Annotated in this window: 17 protein-coding genes; 5 read left to right on the top strand and 12 right to left on the bottom strand. The window is 65.8% G+C overall.

Annotated elements, in window-relative coordinates:
- Nucleotides 1–5 precede the first annotated feature (5 nt).
- Together ACLBXX_RS12990 and gmd are read right to left on the bottom strand one after the other, a co-directional pair.
- Entirely contained in the window at nucleotides 6–989 is a 984-nt protein-coding gene (locus ACLBXX_RS12990) for a GDP-L-fucose synthase family protein (RefSeq protein WP_447658363.1), read from the bottom strand.
- The gene (gene gmd / locus ACLBXX_RS12985; RefSeq protein ID WP_447658362.1) at nucleotides 986–2,029 is read right to left on the bottom strand and encodes a GDP-mannose 4,6-dehydratase; all 1,044 of its coding nucleotides are present in this window, start codon (nucleotides 2,027–2,029) and stop codon (nucleotides 986–988) included. The genes ACLBXX_RS12990 and gmd overlap by 4 nt, the downstream gene beginning before the upstream one ends.
- Nucleotides 2,030–2,233: 204 nt before the next feature.
- On the opposite strand from gmd, the gene ACLBXX_RS12980 reads away from it, so the two are divergent.
- Nucleotides 2,234–2,509 (top strand): hypothetical protein, encoded by a 276-nt coding sequence (locus ACLBXX_RS12980; protein ID WP_447658361.1) that lies wholly within the window; start codon nucleotides 2,234–2,236, stop codon nucleotides 2,507–2,509.
- Nucleotides 2,510–2,512: 3 nt separating this feature from the next.
- Here ACLBXX_RS12980 and ACLBXX_RS12975 read toward each other — a convergent pair whose 3' ends face one another.
- Entirely contained in the window at nucleotides 2,513–3,823 is a 1,311-nt protein-coding gene (locus ACLBXX_RS12975; RefSeq protein ID WP_447658360.1) for a UDP-glucose dehydrogenase family protein, read from the bottom strand.
- Nucleotides 3,824–4,124: 301 nt separating this feature from the next.
- Between ACLBXX_RS12975 and ACLBXX_RS12970 the strand changes: the two genes are divergently transcribed.
- Complete coding sequence (locus ACLBXX_RS12970) at nucleotides 4,125–5,516, top strand: hypothetical protein (RefSeq protein ID WP_447658359.1); 1,392 nt, start codon at nucleotides 4,125–4,127, stop codon at nucleotides 5,514–5,516.
- A gap of 170 nt (nucleotides 5,517–5,686) precedes the next feature.
- Here ACLBXX_RS12970 and ACLBXX_RS12965 read toward each other — a convergent pair whose 3' ends face one another.
- From ACLBXX_RS12965 to ACLBXX_RS12925, 9 genes are all read right to left on the bottom strand, one after another.
- On the bottom strand, nucleotides 5,687–7,063 hold the full coding sequence (locus ACLBXX_RS12965; protein ID WP_447658358.1) for an O-antigen polymerase: 1,377 nt from the start codon (nucleotides 7,061–7,063) through the stop codon (nucleotides 5,687–5,689).
- An 82-nt stretch (nucleotides 7,064–7,145) separates the two neighbouring features.
- The gene (locus ACLBXX_RS12960) at nucleotides 7,146–8,255 is read right to left on the bottom strand and encodes a hypothetical protein (RefSeq protein WP_447658357.1); all 1,110 of its coding nucleotides are present in this window, start codon (nucleotides 8,253–8,255) and stop codon (nucleotides 7,146–7,148) included.
- Nucleotides 8,256–8,397: 142 nt separating this feature from the next.
- The gene (locus tag ACLBXX_RS12955) at nucleotides 8,398–9,519 is read right to left on the bottom strand and encodes a polysaccharide pyruvyl transferase family protein (protein WP_447658391.1); all 1,122 of its coding nucleotides are present in this window, start codon (nucleotides 9,517–9,519) and stop codon (nucleotides 8,398–8,400) included.
- A 5-nt stretch (nucleotides 9,520–9,524) separates the two neighbouring features.
- Entirely contained in the window at nucleotides 9,525–10,598 is a 1,074-nt protein-coding gene (locus ACLBXX_RS12950) for a glycosyltransferase family 4 protein (RefSeq protein WP_447658356.1), read from the bottom strand.
- A gap of 32 nt (nucleotides 10,599–10,630) precedes the next feature.
- Nucleotides 10,631–11,701 carry a glycosyltransferase family 4 protein gene (locus ACLBXX_RS12945; RefSeq protein WP_447658355.1) on the bottom strand — a complete coding sequence of 357 codons (1,071 nt, stop codon included), beginning with the start codon at nucleotides 11,699–11,701 and terminating at the stop codon, nucleotides 10,631–10,633.
- On the bottom strand, nucleotides 11,698–13,374 hold the full coding sequence (locus ACLBXX_RS12940) for a sugar transferase (protein WP_447658354.1): 1,677 nt from the start codon (nucleotides 13,372–13,374) through the stop codon (nucleotides 11,698–11,700). The genes ACLBXX_RS12945 and ACLBXX_RS12940 overlap by 4 nt, the downstream gene beginning before the upstream one ends.
- A 151-nt stretch (nucleotides 13,375–13,525) precedes the next feature.
- Nucleotides 13,526–14,431 carry a hypothetical protein gene (locus ACLBXX_RS12935; RefSeq protein ID WP_447658353.1) on the bottom strand — a complete coding sequence of 302 codons (906 nt, stop codon included), beginning with the start codon at nucleotides 14,429–14,431 and terminating at the stop codon, nucleotides 13,526–13,528.
- 4 nt (nucleotides 14,432–14,435) lie between these two features.
- Nucleotides 14,436–16,091 (bottom strand): polysaccharide biosynthesis tyrosine autokinase, encoded by a 1,656-nt coding sequence (locus tag ACLBXX_RS12930; RefSeq protein WP_447658352.1) that lies wholly within the window; start codon nucleotides 16,089–16,091, stop codon nucleotides 14,436–14,438.
- Nucleotides 16,092–16,162: 71 nt separating this feature from the next.
- Nucleotides 16,163–16,753 carry an arsenate reductase/protein-tyrosine-phosphatase family protein gene (locus tag ACLBXX_RS12925; RefSeq protein WP_447658351.1) on the bottom strand — a complete coding sequence of 197 codons (591 nt, stop codon included), beginning with the start codon at nucleotides 16,751–16,753 and terminating at the stop codon, nucleotides 16,163–16,165.
- Nucleotides 16,754–16,788: 35 nt separating this feature from the next.
- Here ACLBXX_RS12925 and ACLBXX_RS12920 point away from each other — a divergent pair, with 35 nt between their 5' ends.
- The 3 genes from ACLBXX_RS12920 to ACLBXX_RS12910 all read left to right on the top strand — a co-directional run bounded on the left by ACLBXX_RS12920 (nucleotide 16,789) and on the right by ACLBXX_RS12910 (nucleotide 19,150).
- Nucleotides 16,789–17,652 carry a CPBP family intramembrane glutamic endopeptidase gene (locus tag ACLBXX_RS12920; protein WP_447658350.1) on the top strand — a complete coding sequence of 288 codons (864 nt, stop codon included), beginning with the start codon at nucleotides 16,789–16,791 and terminating at the stop codon, nucleotides 17,650–17,652.
- A gap of 184 nt (nucleotides 17,653–17,836) precedes the next feature.
- Nucleotides 17,837–18,373, top strand: a complete 537-nt coding sequence (locus ACLBXX_RS12915) for an LPXTG cell wall anchor domain-containing protein (protein WP_447658349.1) — start codon at nucleotides 17,837–17,839, stop codon at nucleotides 18,371–18,373.
- A gap of 114 nt (nucleotides 18,374–18,487) precedes the next feature.
- On the top strand, nucleotides 18,488–19,150 hold the full coding sequence (locus tag ACLBXX_RS12910) for a CPBP family glutamic-type intramembrane protease (protein ID WP_447658348.1): 663 nt from the start codon (nucleotides 18,488–18,490) through the stop codon (nucleotides 19,148–19,150).
- Nucleotides 19,151–19,194 lie beyond the last annotated feature (44 nt).

Below are 19,194 nucleotides of genomic sequence, written 5' to 3'. Positions count from 1 at the left end.
GCGGGTTAGGCGCGTACAGCGCCGACGTGGTCCCGATACCAGGCGACCGTCCGCTCGAGTCCCTCCTCCAGCGGGATCTTCGATGTCCAGCCGGCCTCGGCGAGCTTCGACACGTCGAGCAGCTTCTGCGGAGTCCCGTCGGGCTTGGACGTGTCCCACTCGGTCTCGCCCTCGAAGCCCACGATCCCGGCGATCATGTCGGCGATCTCGCGGATGGTGAGGTCTGACCCCGTGCCCACGTTGACCTGCTCTGGCCCGTCGTAGTGCTCGAGCAGGTGGAGCACAGCATCCGCCATGTCGTCGGAATGAAGGAACTCACGCCGAGGTGTTCCGGTGCCCCAGTTCGTGACCGACGATGCGCCCGCCCGCGCGGCTTCGTCGTAGCGGCGGATCAGTGCCGGGAGGACGTGCGAGCCCGTCGGTGAGAAGTTGTCGTTCGGCCCGTAGAGGTTGGTGGGCATCGCCGAGATCCACGGCAGCCCGTACTGGCGCCGCACGGCTTGGATGTTCAGGATGCCGGCGATCTTGGCGATCGCGTACGCGTCGTTCGTCGGTTCCAGGCGTCCGGTGAGCAGCGCGTTCTCGCTGATCGGCTGGTCCGCGAACTTGGGATAGATGCACGACGAACCGAGGAAGGCGACCCGCTCGACCTCGTTCGCGAGCGCCGCGTCGAGCACATTCGACTGGATGCGCAGGTTGTCGCTCAAGAAGTCGACCGGATACGTGCTGTTCGCCAGGATGCCTCCCACCTTGGCCGCAGCGAGCACGAGGTACCGCGGCCTGATCCCGGCCAGGTAGGCGAAGACCTCATCGCGGTTCTTGAGGTCCAGTTCAGCGGACGTCCGGCCGACGATGTTCGTGAAGCCCGCCGCCTGTAACCGGCGCACGATGGCCGAGCCGACGAGTCCGTGATGCCCTGCCACGTAGAACGTCGCGTCGCGGTCCAGCTCGCCCGGCGCGTACTCGACGCCATCGGTCGCTGCAGTCATCGACCGACCAGCGATGGCTCGGGCGTCCACGATGCGAGGTTGACCGAGTCGATCCACTCTGGCTTCTTGTCGAGCGCCTCGATGTCGGCGTCGACCATCAGCGTGGCGAGGTCCTTACCGTCGAGCGTGGCTCTCCACCCGAGCTTTTCCGCGGCCTTTGCCGGGTCACCGATGAGTGCGTCCACCTCGGTCGGACGCAGGTAGCGTTCGTCGAACTTCACGAACTCCTGCCAATCCAGCCCCACATGGCCGAAGGATGCCTCGAGGAAATCGCGGATCGTATAACCCCGGCCGGTCGCGAGCACGAAGTCTTCGGGTTCGTCGACCTGCAGCATCCGCCACATTCCTTCTACATACTCGGCCGCATACCCCCAGTCGCGAATCGAGTCCAGGTTGCCCAGGTAGAGGTCCTTCTGGTCACCCGCCTGGATGCGGGCCACCGCGCGCGTGATCTTGCGCGTGACGAAGGTCTCGCCGCGCCGCGGGGACTCGTGGTTGAAAAGGATGCCGTTCACGGCGAACAGGTCGTACGCCTCGCGGTAGTTCTTCGTGATCCAGAAGCTGTACAGCTTGGCGGCCGCATACGGTGAGCGCGGATAGAAGGGCGACAGCTCGTTCTGGGGCGGGGGCGTGGCGCCGTAGAGCTCCGACGTCGAGGCCTGGTAGAACTTCGTGTCGATGCCCGACGACCGCACGGCCTCGAGCAGGCGGACCGTGCCGATCCCCGTCGTGTCGGCGGTGTGCACGGGTTCGTCGAACGACACCCGCACGTGCGACTGGGCGGCGAGGTTGTAGACCTCGTGCGGATGGATCTTCACGAGGAGGCTCACCAGCCCGGCGCCGTCGCTGAGGTCGCCGTAGTGAAGGAAGAGCTTCGCGCTCGGATCGTGCGGATCGACGTAGAGATGGTCGATGCGCTGCGTATTGAAGGTCGACGCCCGGCGTATGAGGCCGTGGACCTCGTAACCCTTGCCGAGCAGCAGCTCGGCGAGGTAGGAGCCATCCTGACCGGTGATCCCGGTGATGAGTGCACGCTTCACGTCGTACTCCGTCCCCCAGCGACACGCGGAGGTCGTACGGCCGTCTCCGCGCAGTCACGGATTCCGCGACGCGGGCAGCCAGGCTCGGGTGATCCTGTCGGGATCTGTCTCACCGTCGAGAATAGAGTGACGATACCGCAGGCTGCCCGCGGAAAACAGGCTGCCTTCCGATCGCCGGGCGGAACGCGCTCATAGGATCGATGCATGCTCATCGGCCGCATCCGCCCCGTCGAAACCCGCACCGTCGATGTGGAGGGTGCCTCGCTCGAGGCCCTCAGCACCGCCGTCAGGGCGGAGTTGGCCGCAGGGTGGGTTGTGACGGACGTCCCAGCGGCGATGCCCAAGGGATCGCAGCTGCTCACGTCGACCGCGACGATGGCCCGCCGCGACGGTGTCGAGCAGATCGAAGCGGACGACATGGCCGCGCTCGAGGCGAAGGTGCCGGAGGGCTGGCAGCTGCTCGGCGTGTACGAGCTCTGACGCTTACGGCCGCCCCATGCCGTAGTAGCTCCATCCGGCGTTGCGCCAGGCGGCGGCGTCCCACCCGTTGCGGCCGTCGATGACGACCCGGCCGTCCGTGAGCGTTGATGCGTGCTCGGGGGTAAGTTCGCGGCGGTATTCGTCCCACTCGGTGACGAGGATGATGGCGTCGGCTGCGCGGAGCGCTTCGTCGCGGTCGGCGACGTAGTTCAACTGTGGGTGCAGGCGCTGCGCGTTCTCGAGCGCGGCCGGGTCGGTGATGGTGACCCAGGCGCCGAGGCCGTGCAGGCGCACGGCGACGTCGAGTGCGGGGGAGTCGCGGATGTCGTCGCTGTAGGGCTTGAACGCCGCGCCGAGCACGGTCACGTTCTTCTTGAAGACGGATCCGCCGAAGGCTTCGAGGACGAGTTGCACGGCGCGTTCGCGACGGCGCAGGTTGATCGCGTCGACCTCGCGGAGGAACGCGACCGATTCGCCGCGGCCGAGTTCTTCGGCGCGGGCGGAGAACGCGCGGATGTCTTTGGGGAGGCAGCCGCCGCCGAACCCGATGCCGGCACCGAGGAAGCGGCGGCCGATGCGCACGTCGTGTCCGATGGCGTCGGCGAGCTGGGTGACGTCGGCGCCGGTGACCTCGGCGATCTCCGCCATCGCGTTGATGAACGAGATCTTGGTCGCGAGGAACGCGTTGGCGGCGACCTTGACCAATTCTGCGGTGGCGAGGTCGGTGACGATGAACGGCGTGTTCTTCGCGACGGAGGGGTGGTAGACCTCGCGCAGCAGGTCGGCGGCCGCCTCACCGGCTTCGCCTGCCGGCACACCCACGACGAGCCGGTCGGGGTCGATTGTGTCCTTGACGGCGAACCCTTCGCGGAGGAACTCGGGGTTCCACACCAGCGTCGCGCCGGTCGCCTCAACGCGGGGGGTGAGATCGGCGGCGGTGCCGACGGGGACGGTGGATTTGCCGGCGACGATGTCGCCGGGTGAGAGGTACGGGAGGAGTCCGTCGACCGCGGCGTTGACGTAGGTGAGGTCGGCGGCGTAGCCGTCTTTCTGTTGCGGGGTTCCGACGCCGACGAAGTGCACTTTCGCGCCCTGGGCCTGCGACATGTCGGTCGTGAACTGCAGGCGTCCGGAGGCGATGCCTTCGGTGAGGATGTCCTGCAGTCCGGGTTCGAAGAACGGCGCCTCGCCGCGCGAGAGGGACGCGACCTTGCGCTTGTCGACGTCGATGCCGACCACGTCGTGGCCGATAGACGCCATGGCTGCCGCGTGAACGGCCCCGAGGTACCCGCAGCCGATGACAGACAGACGCACAACGCCACCGTCGTCTGAGAAAGGAACGTTCCGGCGACACGATGTGGTCGGGCGGGGGACCATCGTCCTAACACCCACACTTTCTGGACAATTGGCGGAGCCACCATGGCCCGTAGAATCGCTGCCATGGGATCGCGTTGGAATTCCGTCGGGCAGTTCGCAGGCATAGCCGCGCTTGCGCCTCGGTCGGCCTCGCGCATTGGCTCGAGTCGCCGTTGGGACTCGTCCTGCTGATCACGCTCGTCTGCGGAGCGGCTGGCGCTGTGGTCCAGCTGATCGCTGTCGGAGACGGTGAACACGAATGATGTCCACAGACCGGCTCACCCACGCATCCCTGACGATCCGGTGGCCCTGGTGGCTGCACCCCGCGTGGGCGTTCGTCCTACTTACCGGTTCGATGGCATTCGTCGCGACCGTCGTCGTGCCCAACCAGACGTACATGAGCGAATGGCGCGTGCCCAAGTTCCTCACCGGCGACCTGCCCACGATCCTCGCCGTCCTGATGCTGACGTTCTTAGTCGGCATTCTGCTCGGCTCCGGCATGGCCGTCCGCGGCGGCGAGGCCATAATCACCTTCACGCCGCGCAGGGTCCAGTACCTGCGCACGGCCTACCGAGTGCTCGTCTTCCTCACGCTCGTCGGCTACGCGCTCTGGTTCGCGAGCGCCATCGCTCAGGGCGTCTCACTCACCGAACTCATAGGCGTGCTGAACCGCGAGGAAGGCGCAATCGGCACCCTCAAGGAGAACAGTCGACCCATCGGTGGCGTCACGACGATGACGCAGTTCGGGCCGGTCGCAGTCGCGATTGGCTTCATTCTCCGGAAGCTCGGGGTGGGCGGTCGCTCCTACCTGTGGTTCTTCGCTCTCGCAGCCGTCCGCGCGATGTTCTACGCCGAGCGGCTCGCGCTCATCGAAGTGCTCGTCCCGTTCATCATCCTCGCCGCGCTCACCGTCGACCCGGGCCGCCGCGGCGCGAGGCTAGTCCGCATTGCCCCAGTGCTCGCGATGCCCGTCATCTGGGGCGTGTTCGCCGTGTTCGAGTACACCCGGAGCTGGGTCTATTACCAGTGGATCACGCCGCTGCCTTTCACCGACTGGGTGTCACTGCGGCTCGCCGGATACTACACGACGTCGTTCAACAACTCGGCACTGATGGTCGACGCCATGCCGACCACCAGCACTTTGCCATACTTCACGATCGACGGATTCTGGAACGCGCCAGTCATCTCGTCGCTGTTCCCCTATCCGGGCCGGATGGGCATGGAGCCCACCGAGTGGTGGGCAACAACGCTCAAGATCAACGCCAACCCCGAGTTCAACAACACGGGATCGTTTCTCGTTTCCTATGCGGAGTTCGGGCTTGTCTTCGCCGTGCTGATATGGCTCGTCGTCGGCGTCATGGTGGGCGCGGTATTCACGAGGATGACCAAGGGCAGCTTGCCAGCGATGCTCGGCGTTGCGACGCTGTTCGTCGGTCTGCTCGAGCTCTCGCGATTCACCTACTGGACGCAGGGGCGAGCCTTCCCAGTGCTGCTCGCCCTCGTCGCCGTCGCGTTCACCTACCCTCCCGTGACAGCGCAACTCAGACGCGTGCGCCCCACATCACCTTCCGGTGCGATGTTGTCGGCGATCGTCGTAGACCTGAGGGGCAGCTCCACGCCGTGCGCCGAGGGGCCGCGAGCCACGCGGTGATATCGTCGGCCGTGGTCGTCGCATCAACCGTGATCTGGCTTGCGAAGTTCTCCCGCCGACTCCACCGTTCGTGACGCAATAGGCGAAGAGACGGCCTCACGCCGCACTGCAGTCCAGGAGTGCCTCGACAACAACCTCTAGTCCCTCGCGGTGAAACTGATTGTTCGCTGTCACCTTCCGGTCCCGCTGAACCGAGCTCTTTCCCTCTCCGCAACGCGCTGTTCGATGCCGAGAGAGCGATGAAGGCCCCGACGAACCAGCGTGAGCACCCAGAGGAGGGCCATAATCCCGATCAGTGAGTAGAGATTATAGGTCGCGCTCGACGCGATCAGGACGGTGAAGACGCCGTAGCCGACCCAGCTCCAAAGGTAGGCGTTCGGGTACCAAGCCCCCTGATCTTGGACGACGCCCGCGTAGAACATCGCTTCAAGTCTGCCAAGAAGCCAGCCGCACGCCAGCGCGGCGAGGACCACGCCGAAGACTCCGAAGTTCATGAACACCTCGAGTGACCAGCCGCCGCGGAATCCGTAGTGGTCGTCCCATCCGAAGAGGCTTGCCGTCGTGAAGTATCCCCACGACCAGGTCTCTCGGAAGCTTGACAATGATGACGGGATGAAGGACATGAGACCCGCGAGGTATGTGTTGCCACCGAGTGAGGCTCCCGCCATCCGCTGGTCCCAACCTGCGGCTACGTACGCGCCGTCCCTCACATCGGAGAACGTGTTTCCGTATAGCGCGGAGTCCAGCACGCCGTTGAGTTGGAACTCGCCGCCTGCCCGGAACGAGGCGAGGAATAGGCCAGCGACGGCGAACACTCCGAGGAGTCCGACGATCCAACCAGTTGCCCGCATGGTGTGGCCCTGAAAGCGGCGGTAGATCCACATCAGAGCAATCAGCTCGAGGGTCGCAAACAGCGACGTTCGCCCACCCGTGAAGAAGATGCAGACCAATCCGACGACAATAAGAAGGATGTACCTTCGAGAGCGCAAAATGAAGCTCCACACGACGAGCCCCGAAGTGGCGAAGAAGATTAGGTAGTTGGCGAAGTTGTACACCGGCCGCAGGCTCGCTGCCGCGTTGAACACGGTTCGGTCGCCGAACACGGGGATCGTGCGCACCACCGCCAGACATCCCACGAAGATCACGATCCCGATCAAGAGCGCTACCGCGACGGTCGTGATCGCGATGAGAGGTGGCCGAGGTACGAGTGGTGGAGAGCGGCGCGGGGTATTCCGGCTCTCCACGAACCACAGGGTCGCCATGATGAGAGCGAAGCCGTAAGAGTTCACGCCGATGCTCAGGCTCAGATAGGAGTAGAACGGACCGGCGGTGAGCGTAGAGCTGATGACCTGGAAAGCGCGGTCGTTGTACTGGAACGGGGCGACGATCAGGAGCGCGAAAGCGAAGGTGAAGATCACGATCATGTATGGGCTGACGAGATACTTGCGATTCGTGAGCTTCCAGATCGTATATGAGATGGTTACGACAGCCGCGATCCAATAGCCGGCCAGTACCCACGCCGGTGCAAATGCAAAGAAGGTCGCCATTTGCTGTGGGTCCTCCAAGGGGTCCGGCCGGCCGTGCAATGAGCGTAACGGGCTGCGGAATGCGTCGCGTGTGTCGCGCACCCTAGTTGCGCGAATTGCTGATCGCGTAAATCGCAAAGGTTGTCAACTCTGCGACCATGAACGCGATGTATACCGAGGTCAGCGATTGGGTACCGAACGCGGCGGCGCTGCCCAATGCGAGGTAGATGCCTGTCGAGGCAGACCTGGCAATGAACACCTCCCGCACGAGGCCTTTTCGCCGCATGCTCGCGAACGGGATCGTCGACGGTATGGACACAGCTTTCCACGCGCACGCGGCAACCAGAGCGCCCAAAGGAACTGCGTCCCAGGAGTCGCTGAAGATGAACTCGAACAGCCCAGCTAGATCGGCGACCACAACCGAAACCAACGCGAGCGCAGTCATGCCGGACAGCACCAAGGTTAGGGGAACCGACGGATGGCCGAGCAACCGCGTTCGGAGGTAACCGAGTAGCGGTTGGAGAATCCCGAGGACCGTGAGTACCAGTCGGAAGGCGACGGCGTCCGCGGCCGACATCGCCAGAAGAACGATCGCATTCAGCGCGAGTGGCATCATTGCGACTACCGCTGTTTCTGCACCCACCCACGACGCTCGGCTCACGCTGGGTCTGTTCGACACCTTGTGGGGTGCGCCGACCGCGCGCACCGCGTGGGCGAGGATCACGGCCACTCCTAGGATCGCGACCGCGAGGGTTGCTGCGCTCGACGAAACGACGAAGGCCGCGAGGCATCCCGCGCCCAGCACTGCGGCTGTAACTAGCTCACTCACCCAGCGGTGGTCGGTGATCGCATGAGTTCGCCCAATCTGCAATCCCGTCATGGTCAGCGGGACGGCGACGGACACGAACGCGGGTGACGTCGGTGCAACAATCAAGAGGAGACCGCCGACGATGCCGGAAACGGTCGCCCATAGCGGCAGGTAGGACTTCACTCCAATGAGCGGGTCCGCAAGACGGGCCTCGAGGGTTACCGCATTGAGTACCGCGCTCACGAACACGCCGATTCCGATTGCGAGTGCGATGCCAGCCTGCTGATCCGTCGTGAACAAGCGGGCACCGACCGCTTGAAGGGTGGCAGGAACGATCGCAACAGCTGCTCCTGCGCCGATCATCGCCAATGACGACATCGCCGCATGCCGGGACTGCGACATCACGGTGCCATCGTCGGCAGCCGCGCCGCGCCAGCACGTAAGCTGGTCACATCGAGGAGGGCCAGAATGGCGCGTTGCGCATGCGGCGCGATACGCGCCTGAATCGCGACAGCCATGAAAGGGTGTCCGGGCTCACTTGGTGCCGTCATCTAGGGATTCCGACACTTGCTACGAGGCCAGCCAGACTATCCGAAATTCTCGTCTGGGCTTGCCTCAGATGCGGAACCGCGTTGGTGACTCGGCCCCAGTAGGCATCCGGACTCTCGCTTAGGGACATCGCTTGCTCGCTCACCAACCCCGGGTCGAAGTCAAACGCGTTGTGGACGTATTCGCCAAGCCCAAGGTCCTCGAAAGCGCCCCACCCCTTGCGTTCGTAGCTGAGGTGGATGGCCGGCACCCCGTTTCTGATGCTCTGGATCGCTCCGTGCAGACGCACCGATATCACCACGCTCGCCGGGCTCGCGCCTGCGGTGCCCTCCAACAGCGTCCGCGACCCCGTCTCACCAAACGTCGCTTCATAGAACGAACCGTCGTCATTCCCGCGCGCTCGGGCCTGTATAAGTAGCTCGGCGTTCGTCTTCTCCCGTAGGTCACGTATTCGCGTGATGTACCTGGCACGACGTTGTCGGGTTGACGCGAGGCTCCGGGCCACTAGTCCAACATGAGGCGTCGCCGACGCCGGACGAACGGGGGGCTCCCCGTCGCCGATTGCCAGCAAAGCGTTGTCAGGAACACGGCGAACGTCGGGAGCGGTGGAGAGGGAAGCGAGAGATCGTGCGTCGCGAACGTAGTAGATCGGAACCCTCGAAAGCCGCGAGAGAACGAAGCGTGACGACTGGAATCGGAACGGACCAACACTCTGCGGGAGGTAGACGGTAGAAGGGTTGAGAGTTGCGGCCTCCGCCTGTGGCGCGTGCACCAGCACCATCTTTACGGCTTCGATGAGGTTCGCCCCACGCATGTAGCCGCCACCGACGCCAACGACGAGGTCGGCGCTTCTAATGGCGTCGCGCGTCGGGGTCGGCAGTCGGCTACCTCGGGCGAGACCGGACAGCGAAGCGAGTAGCAGTTTGCGAGTCGATGGCGTCGACGTTTCGCCTGTGAGGGGATGTTGGTAGCGTACGGACGCTGTGGTCTGGAAGCTGTCCGGGTCGAGAGCGAGCACCAGCACCTCTGCAGCCGCAAACTTGGTCTGCAGGAGCTTAAGAGCTTCTGCCACAAGGAGCCCGTCGCCAGAATTAGACGAGCTGTATGCGTGAATCAGCACGATCTTCAATTGCTGACCTCCTTGAAGACACGCGCGTGCTCTTCAGCGGACACTTGCCAGCGGAAGTTCGCCGCGTGATCAAAGCCACTCCTTGTCAGCGACTCTCTCTCACGCGGGTCCGCTAGGAGCTCGGTCATCGCCTCCGCGATGCCGGTCGCGGAGACATCACTGATCATGAGGCATGCGTCGCCCGCGACCTCCCGGAGCGAGCCGCGGTCGCTACAGATCACAGGCGCCCCACAGGCCATTGCCTCCAGAACCGGAAACCCGAAACCCTCGTAGAGCGAGGGAAAGCAGAACGCGAGAGCATTTTGCATCAACGAGATCATGTCTGTGTCGGAGGTCCGCCCCAGGTAGATCACACCCGGCGTATGTTCGACAGCCTGAAGCGAGTCAGCGCTGTCCCATGCAGCGGAGCCGGAGACGACCAGGGGGATCCCGGTAGCGGCGTGCACCTCCTGAGCTGCCGCGCACAGTGCCACGATGTTCTTTCGAGGATCGAGATTGCCTGCATAGAAGAAGAATTGGGCGGGCAGATTCAGCCTGGCGCGCACCTGTTCCCAATCGTCGACAGGCACCGGATTGAATCGGTCGTGGTCAATGCCGTGGTGAATCACCGTGATCCGGTTCGCCGCGCTTGGTTCGAAATGGGCGATATCGCTTGCCGATGACTCTGACACCGTGATGATCTGGTCACTCACGCGTGCGAGCCGTCGTACACGAGCTCGCCATAGGGCGTCTGAGGCAGAACCGCGCACCCCCGGTACATGGAGGGTCGCCAGTCCGTGGATCGTGCCGACGATTGGCAGTCGCCCACGCGCGACCGCCCCCGTATCTGCAGGAAAATGAAGAACGGTGGCGTCGGGTCGTGGAGCTAGTGGCCAGCCGATTCCCTCCAGGGCCGCGTACTGCGCGCTGCGGAGCTTTCCTGAGCCGCTGGCATTGGCCGGGCGTGCCAGTTGGAAGCCCACCCCATGCTGCTCAATTCGGGAGTAGACGTTATGGACGTAACGTGTGTTGCCGCCTACCTGGCGATCGTAGACACGTGCGGACAGAAGGACGTTGGGTTCTTTGTTCATCTCAACTCGGTCGCAGGTGGGTGGCCAGCAATTCACGCACGCGGAAACGCTGTGCCGTAGACGGCACGCAACGCGCTCCGCTGGGCGCTCGCGGAAAAGTCAGCGACCGCGTGCTTTCCTTGGTTCAGAAGATGCTCGAGCGTCCGTTGCTGCGATGCATTGGTCAGAAGCTCAGAGAACTCCTCGGGCGTTGATACTTTGGGAAGTGGCACGCCTTCGAACGCCGGGATCTCGCGCACCACCGTTGGGACGTCCAGGGCGAGCGATTCAAGCACAGCGATCGGGAATCCCTCCCAGGCCGCTGAGTGAAGGTATAGGTCCGCGTTGGCGACTTCCCTCACGGCGGACGCTCGCGGCAGCCAACCGGTCACCCATATCCCATCGCGTTCGACCTGTCTGCGCAGCTTGTCGTCGCCCCCGACCCAGGTCGCTTCGATGTCCAGTCCGCGAGCTCGAGCTGCACGTACGCACTCAACAAAGAACGACGGATCCTTCTGACGCGCCGACCGACCCGCGCCGACCACGCGGATGGTGCTCGGATAGTTGCTCGATGGTCGGCGCCCGGCAGCGAGGGGCGCAGCAACATTGGGCACAAAAACAGCCGAGGTCGACGATGTCCATCTCGAAAGGGCTGCTTCGCGCGGTGAGCACGCCGCGAAAGTCGTCGTGTTGAACGAAAGCGCAAACTCTACGAACTTGTAGAGCCAGCGCGCTGGTGCCCTCAGGTCCGCGCGCTCGAACGCGTAGCAGTGTGGCGTGTACACGATCGGCCGTCGAGAGCGGCGGACCGCTAGACGGGCGTAGAGGCCGCCAAAGCTGGAGTGGGCATGGACGAATCGGAAGGCGCCCTGCTCCGCCACTCGGCGCGCAGTAGCCACCCGCGATAGATGCCCGTCCGGCATCACGGTCGTGGCAGCGAATGCTTGCAGATCGGAAACGGCAATCGGTGCGTCCGCGCGCTCGGCGTACAGCAGATGGTGTTCATACTCTGGGGTGCTCGCCACATAGTCGAGCAACGCCGACCCAACCCCGCCACCGAAACTTTCTGCGACGTGCAGGATGCGTCCGACGTTATCAACGGGGATCGAAGCTTCGCTGCTCAATGTGCTGTCTCTCCGGGGGCGAGTGCTGCTTGGGCGGTTCTAGCAAGAATCACAAAATCACCGATCAGAGACCAGTTCTCCACGTATCCGAGGTCCAGCCGCACCGAGTCCTCCCACGAGAGCGAAGAACGACCGCCGACCTGCCACGCCCCCGTGATCCCCGGCTTCATGAGGAACCGGCGGTGGACATGCGTGTCGTACATCTCTACCTCGCTCGCCAGCGGCGGGCGCGGGCCGACGAGCGACATATTCCCAGCGAGGACGTTGAACAACTGGGGCAGCTCGTCGAGGCTGTACTTGCGCATTACCTTGCCGACTTTGGTGACGCGCGGATCGTCGGCCATCTTGAAGAGGACCTCGTTGCCGGAATTCTGCTTCACGCGGAGGTCGGCCAGGAGTTCTTCGGCGTTCACGACCATTGAGCGGAACTTGAGCATCTCGAACTCCCGTCCCTTCAGGCCGATCCGCTTCTGTCGGAACAGGACCGGACCTTCGGAGGTCAGCCGAACGCTGATGGCGAGGAACGCGACCAGCGGACTGATCAGGATCAACCCCACGATCGAGACAACGAGGTCCATCGTTCGCTTCGCGATGCGCTGGCCGCGGCTGAACTTCGGGGTCTCGACGTGGATCAACGGCAGGCCGGCAACGGGACGGGTGTGGATGCGCGGGCCAGCGATATCGACGATGCTCGGTGCGAGCACGAGGTGTTGGCGGCCTGCCTCGAGGGCCCACGAGATCTGCTTCACTTTCAGGGGCGGCAGATCGTCGGTGCTGGTGACGGCCACAGTGTCGGCGCGCGTGGCGGCGATGGCACGCTCCACGTTGTCGACGCTTCCCATCACCGGGACGGAAGTGCCAGGGACCGTGTCGGTGACCTTTCCGGACGGAACGCACGCGCCCACCACCTGATAGCCCGCAGTTGGGGAGCGGTGCAGTTCACGTGCGATCGTGGCGACGGAATCGGATGACCCGACGAGCAGCACCCGGGCCGAGAACTTGCCCTGCCAACGCTCCGCGATGAGCCATTGACGCCACAACCAGCGCTCGAGGAGAAGAACGAAGATGCCGAGCGGCAGAGCGATGAGCAGATACCCACGAGCGACGTCGACGCGGAGAAGGAACGCGAGAATCGCGATCGCACCGAAGAAGGTGAAGCTCGCACGCGCGACGCGCACATACTCAGTGCTTCCGGCGCCGATGATGCGGTGGTCGCGCGAGTCGATCAGGGACAGGGCCCACATCCAGGCGATGACCAAGCCCGCCGAGAAGGCCCAGTACGAGACCTCGTTCAAGCGGGAGTCTTCGCGGATGGCCACCTGCGCGTTACCCCAGCCGAACCAGAGGAGCTGTGTACCGTAAGCCACCCAGACGAGGACAAAGAGATCGCTGATCCAGAGTCGGGTGGCGTAGTTGCGGCGCCAGGAGGCGCGGCGCGGTTCGGCGCGCTTACTGACCGCGGTGAGGGTTTGCTCGGATAGGTCGGGCGTTGCGTCTCGTTTGTTCCTCGCTCGCTCGACGACCGGCGAAGACGTCGGGTTCGAGGGCGTGGCGGGGCTCGCCGAAGAAGCGGCTGCCCGAGCCTGGTTACTAGACGGCGACTCCGTTGGCGCGTCGATCTGGGGATTCGACGTCACGATGCCTTCTCGCTTTGTGGTGGATTTCCCGGCCACCAGGGGCAGAGTACCAGTTGGTCGTGTTGGGGGAATATACGAGGTCGGCATCCAAATCCTGGGGTTGGAGGAAACGCCTTCCCATTATGAGAGACCCCTCATCATGCCCATGACCATGTTTCGTCCTGTGGCACGCCGGCTCAGGATTGGCTCAGGGCCCGATGGTCACCAATGCGTCTCCCGCCCATACCACAATTGCGTCACCAGTGGTGTCAATTGAGGCGGGAGCCGCAGCATCCGTCCCCTCTGCGCAGCCAGCGGAAGTCGTGGAGGCCGGTTCGGCCGACGACACCCGCGACACCGCAACCCCAGCGCAATCGTCGGCACGATGAGCGACGAGGACGTCGGAGTCATCGACTGAGACGGCGAGCACTCCCTCCGGCGTCAAAGCGACCCACTCCTTGCCCGACCAGGACCAAGCGCGCGCATCGCACACCAGCGCGACGACGTCTCCGATGGCGTGAAGGCCGAGGGCTGTCGGACAGGGCGCGGGCACGGGGCCCGCCGGGAGGTGAACCGAGCCCGGGTCCTGGGGATCGATGTACCGCGACGCCGCCAGCACGTCGGGATACGAGTCCCAGAACTCGCCACGCGTGTAGGTGCGCGACGCTGCGGGCTCACAACCCGTCGCCGCGGCCACCAGTTCGGCGTCGCGGGGCGAGAAGGCCTCGAGGGTCTGCACCTGGGCGATGCCGAGGTAGGCCGGGGTGACGTCGGTCCAGGTCGCGCCCTGGTCGGAGGAGCGCTCCACCACCGGCGCGGGCCCGGCGCATGAACCCGCCGTCGCGCGCCACCAGACCTCGGACCCGATCGACAGGAAGCGGGTCTGCTCGAGGGCCACAGAGCTTGCGATCGGCGTCGGGGTCGGTGTCTGGGTCTGCGCGCCGAGCGTGAAGGTCGGGACCGGCTCGGCCTCGCCGCTGGCGGACTCCGGGTTCGCGTGCTGCAGGGCGGCCCCGACGAGGACCACGACCGCCGCTACGAGCACGGCGACCCCGGCGATCGCGATCCACCTCGGGGCGCCGAGAATCCACCTCGGGGCGCCGAGACGTTGCATCAGGTCAGGGGAGGGGATCGTTGCGACCGGGTGTGGCCGACGCTCCACCCGCCTGGCGGACGATCTCGTCGATCGTCAGCCCGGCGTCCGAACCAGCCTCGTCTGCGGGCGCGGGGATCGACCGTGTCGTGTCCGCTGGGGCGAACGGGCTCGCAGCGGGTGCCGTCGCCTTCGCTTGCCGGGCCGCCGCCGGTGCAGCGGCTCGCACGGGGCCGGCCGCCGGCCGAGTCGGCGCAGGAGCGGGCGCCGCGGGCGCAGCCTTGGCCTTCTTGGCCTTCTTGGCCGGCTTCTCCTCCACGTACCCGTAGCCGTACGTGCCGTACCCGTAGCCATAGGCGTAAGAGTCCGGGCCGCGCGTCGGAACCATCGTCATCGCGATGCCGGCGATGTGGGCACCGGCGGTGTTCAGCGCGTCGACCGCACCCGACAGCTGGTGGCGGTTGGTGTGGCCGGCACTGACCACGAGGATCGCCCCGCTGGTCGCCTTCGCGAGGATCGCAGCATCCGTCACCGGAAGCAGGGGAGGAGCGTCGCAGAGCACGATGTCGACATCCCGCTCGAGGGCCTCGAGCAACTGGAGCATGCTCTTCGAGCCGAGCAGCTCGCTCGGGTTCGGCGGGATCTTGCCGGCGGGCAGCACGTAGAGGCTGCGGTTGCCCCACGGGAGCATCACATCGCTCAGGCGGGCGCGCCCGATCAACACGTCGGTGAGGCCGGCGCCGCCCTCGATGCCGAGGTACTCGGCGATCTTGGGCTTGCGCAGGTCGGTGTCGAGGAGCGCGACGCGCTTGCCGGCGTCGGCCAGGGCGATGGCGAGGTTGATGGTCGTGGTCGACTTGCCCTCGCTCGGCACGCTCGAGGTGATGACGTACGACGCGCGGCCCTCGTCGGTCTCGAGGAACTGGAGGTTCGTGCGCATCGCGCGGAACGACTCGGCCCGCGGGCTGAGCGGATCGGCGTGCACGATGAGCGGCCGCTCCTTCGCCTTCGGATCGAAGGCGATCGCGCCGATGAGCGGGCGGTCGGTGACCTGCTCCACGTCGCGCGGCGTGCGGATGCGCGTGTCGAGCACCGCGCGCAGCACGGCCGTGCCGATGCCGATCGCGAGACCCACCAGCGCACCCAGCGCCAGGTTCAGCGGAACGTTCGGGCTCGACGGGCTGAGCGGGGGCAGCGCATCCTTCACGCGCTCGACCCGCACAGGGCTCGTGTCCGTGCCGTTCGGGGTCTCGAGCCGCTCGACCACGGACTTGAGCGACGCGCCGAGGGCGTTGGCGACATCGGCCGCCTGCACGGGATCCGGACCAGTCACGGTGATCGTGATGAGGGTCGTGTTGAGAGCTGCGGATGCCTCGACCTCGGCCGACAGCTCGCTCGCGGTCATGCCGAGCCCGAGTTCGGCGATCACCGGGTTCATCACGATCGGCGTCGTCACGAGGTTCGTGTACGTCTGCACGCGGGACTGCGTGAAGTTCGATCCCTGCTGCAGATCCTGGATCGTCGAACCCGACTGGGTCGACACGAAAACCGTGCTCTGCGCCTCGTACTGAGGGGTGCGGGTGAGCGACCATGCGGCGGCGACCCCGATCCCGACCAGGGTGGCGACCACGATGATGACCCAGTTCTTGCGCAGGATCCGGATGTAGTCCGTGAGCTCCATGTCGCCCTTCTCGCGGGGTGGCAATTGCTCCGTGCATTCTTCCACAGGCCCTGGTCGGAGCCCGGAAAGCGTTACACGACGGCCAGCCGCACCGTCGCCGCGACCGCAGTCACCGCCGGTTCGAGCTGCCGTGCCGACAGCAGATACGTCTCCCACGGCTGCCGGTACGGGTCGATCACGTCATCGTCTTCCGGGTCTTCCGGAGGCGGAACGAGACCCCGGTAGGACGCGACGACGGATGCTGCCGCCCTGAGCTTCTCGGAAGGGGAGGTGGCGGCATCCGTCGCCGCTTTGATCTCGTCGTCGGGCACGGCCGCGGCGATGCGCGCGAACTCGCGGATCGTGAACGTGGAGCGCAGGCGCGACGGCGCCAGCTCGGCGATCGCACGGCGATGCGTGCGGGTCATCGCGAGGATCAGGTCGGGCTTCACGAGGTGCTGCTCGGTGAGGAACCGCGATCGGTGCTCGGCGGTGTCGGTCGCCGGAACGCCGAGCGCCTCGGCGATGTGCGCGGCTTCGGGAGTCATCGGCGCGGCGGCGAGGCCACGCGTGCCGGCGCTCGAGACATGGGGTGCCAGATCGGCCAGACGAGCCCGCAGCAGCTGCTCCGCGAGGGGTGAGCGGCAGATGTTGCCCGTGCACACCGTGAGGATGTCGAACAAGAAGGTGCCTCCACACGGCGGGGTAACGTAGGCGCGTGCCCGACCAGCCTAGCGACGCCGCACCCACGGTCGACCTGTGGTCGCTGCAGCCGCCGGCATGGGCTTCGGCCGCTGTCGCCTCGGACGAAGTGCCCGTCGAAGAGGAGGCGCCGCGTCGGTCGAGGCGCAGCTCGCACGAGGCCCGCACGGACTGGCGGCTCGGCGGACGCACCGTCTTCCGGTGGCGCGAAGGCCTGCTGGCGATCGCACTGATCTCGCTCGGCGCCGGTGTGCTGCTCGGGTCGCTCGTGGCCGCGGTGTGGGATTCGCCATGGGCCGCGGCATCCGCCACCGCCATCGTCTGGATCGGGATGCTGCTGCCCATCGTGTGGGCCTTCACCCGGTCGCGTCCGATCGGGCTGCTGCGCCTGCGTGCGGTGGATGTGCTGTACGGACTCGTGCTCGGCGCGCTGCTGCGGACGACGCAGGGATGGATCGAAGGACTCGACGGGACACCGGCCGAGTGGCCCGGCCTCGTGCAGGTGGGTGGATCAGTGCCGCTGTCGTCGGTGTTGTTCGATGTCGTGGGGCCGGTGGTGGTGGCGCCAGTGATCGAGGAGTTCTTCTTCCGGGCCGTCGTGCTGGTGTCGCTGTACACGGTGCTGCGTCGGCCATTCGGGAAGCTCACCGCGGGGACGGTGAGCGCGCTCGGGTCGACCGCGCTGTTCGTGCTGGTGCACGGGATCTCGGGTGCCGCCGATGTGAGCGGGGTGGTGTCGCTCTCACTGCTCGGGCTGGTGTGCGCGCTGCTCGTGCTTCTCACGGGTCGCATCTGGGGCGCCGTGTTGGTACACCTCGTCTACAACGCCTCTTACATCGCTCTCATGGCGGTTGCGAGCGTCTTAGTGCAGGCGGGCTAGCAATCTGCTCGGTTTTGTCCCCCAAAGAGGGGACAAATGCGACAACTTGTTACCTTCTGGAAACGCCTCGACCTCTCATCGAACTCTCAGAATGGGATATGGTGTTCCAAGTCGGCCCCTCGGGCGAACGTTTGCCGACAAAGAATCCGCCGATGACGCGCACATAACTCGGGAGATCTACGCCATGTTCAAGAAGACCGTAGCCGCGCTCGCCGTGGCAGGCTTGCTCGTCCTCGGAGGCGCTGGGGCAGCCTCCGCTGATTACCCCGCCGGCGTTCCCGGCACCGTCAGTGACACGACGCCGGCTGTGGGGCAGTCCGTCACCGTCACGTTCACCGAACTCGGTGACCTCCAGACCGTCTTCTTCTCGGTCACGCCCAGCACGGGCGCCACGCTGGCGTCGATCGTCGTCGCGTCGAGCGGCGGCAGCTCGGTTGAGAAGCCCGTCACGAACGGCTCGGCCTCGGCCTCGTTCACTGCGCAGACCGCCGGCACCTACGTCGTCAGCGTCTCGGACGGCGAGACCACGATCGGCTCGGTCACGCTGAACGTCGCCGCCGCGGGCTCCGGCTCGGGTGGCACCGGCGGCTCGGGCCAGCTCCCCGCGACCGGTGGCGAGGTCCCCGGCGCGATCATCTGGCTCGGCGTCGGCGCGATCGGCCTCGGCGGCATCGCGGTCGCGGCGGCCGTCGCCCGTCGTCGCGCGGCCGGCAATCGCTGATCACCAACTCCTCGAAGACCCCGGGCTCCCGCCCGGGGTCTTCGTCTTAAGCCGGACACCTCGGGAGTTGTGATGGTGGAGGAATCGGACGCGCGTGCGTGGAGACACCCGTGGGTGGCCGTCGCGGTCGCCGCGGTCGGAGCGCTCCTCCTCGCGGTCGTGATGCTGTGGCTGCCGTCCCTGCATTCGGCGCTGCTGCGGTGGCCGGCGGTGGTGGTCGGGGCCGTCGACCTCGTGCTGCTGTCGGCGCCGCTGCTCGCGGCGGTCATCGTCGCCGTGCGGGTGTCGGGCGACCGGTTCGCCGCTGCGGTGGGACTCCGTGGGTTCTCCTGGATCGACCTCGTCGCGGGGCTGGGTGTCGGGCTGGTGGCGCGAGGGTTGGTGGAGCTCGTTGCGCCCTCCGCCGGTGGTGGGTTCCTGGGGGGTGCATCGGACGCGATGGTGGCCACGATCGTGGCTCTCGCAGGGGCCGTGCTCGTGACTCCCTTGATAGAGGAGCTGTTCTTCCGCGGATTGCTGCAGCGGGCGCTCGGTGATGCGCTCGCGGGAGCGGGCCGGCTCGTCGCGGGCGTGGTGGCCGTGCTGGTCGCAACGGCGATCTTCACCGGGCTGCACGTGCTCGCGGCGGGGGAGTTCGTGCCGGTCGGTCTGCTCATCGGCACCGTGGCCGTGGGGCTGGGCTGCGGTGCGCTGACCCTGTTGACCGGAAGGCTCGCAGGGGCCGTGATCGCCCACGTCGTCTTCAACGCGATCGGGGCGGCGCTGCTGCTCTGGTGAGGCCGCGGGGCGCAGCATCCATTCCTCTCTTATACAGAGGGACA

The sequence above is a fragment of the Microbacterium sp. C23T genome (genome assembly GCF_053345975.1).
The sequence above is the reverse complement of the archived record's forward strand: the minus strand, read 5'-3'. Positions and strand labels throughout refer to the sequence as shown.

Excerpts from the sequence above, each read along its gene's own strand:
- ACLBXX_RS12950 (WP_447658356.1), bottom strand. The coding sequence starts at position 10,598 with ATGAACAAAGAACCCAACGTCCTTCTGTCCGCACGTGTCTACGATCGC.
- ACLBXX_RS12990 (WP_447658363.1), bottom strand. The coding sequence starts at position 989 with ATGACTGCAGCGACCGATGGCGTCGAGTACGCGCCGGGCGAGCTGGAC.
- ACLBXX_RS12970 (WP_447658359.1), top strand. The coding sequence starts at position 4,125 with ATGATGTCCACAGACCGGCTCACCCACGCATCCCTGACGATCCGGTGG.
- ACLBXX_RS12935 (WP_447658353.1), bottom strand. The coding sequence starts at position 14,431 with ATGCAACGTCTCGGCGCCCCGAGGTGGATTCTCGGCGCCCCGAGGTGG.
- ACLBXX_RS12980 (WP_447658361.1), top strand. The coding sequence starts at position 2,234 with ATGCTCATCGGCCGCATCCGCCCCGTCGAAACCCGCACCGTCGATGTG.
- ACLBXX_RS12965 (WP_447658358.1), bottom strand. The coding sequence starts at position 7,063 with ATGGCGACCTTCTTTGCATTTGCACCGGCGTGGGTACTGGCCGGCTAT.
- ACLBXX_RS12915 (WP_447658349.1), top strand. The coding sequence starts at position 17,837 with ATGTTCAAGAAGACCGTAGCCGCGCTCGCCGTGGCAGGCTTGCTCGTC.
- ACLBXX_RS12930 (WP_447658352.1), bottom strand. The coding sequence starts at position 16,091 with ATGGAGCTCACGGACTACATCCGGATCCTGCGCAAGAACTGGGTCATC.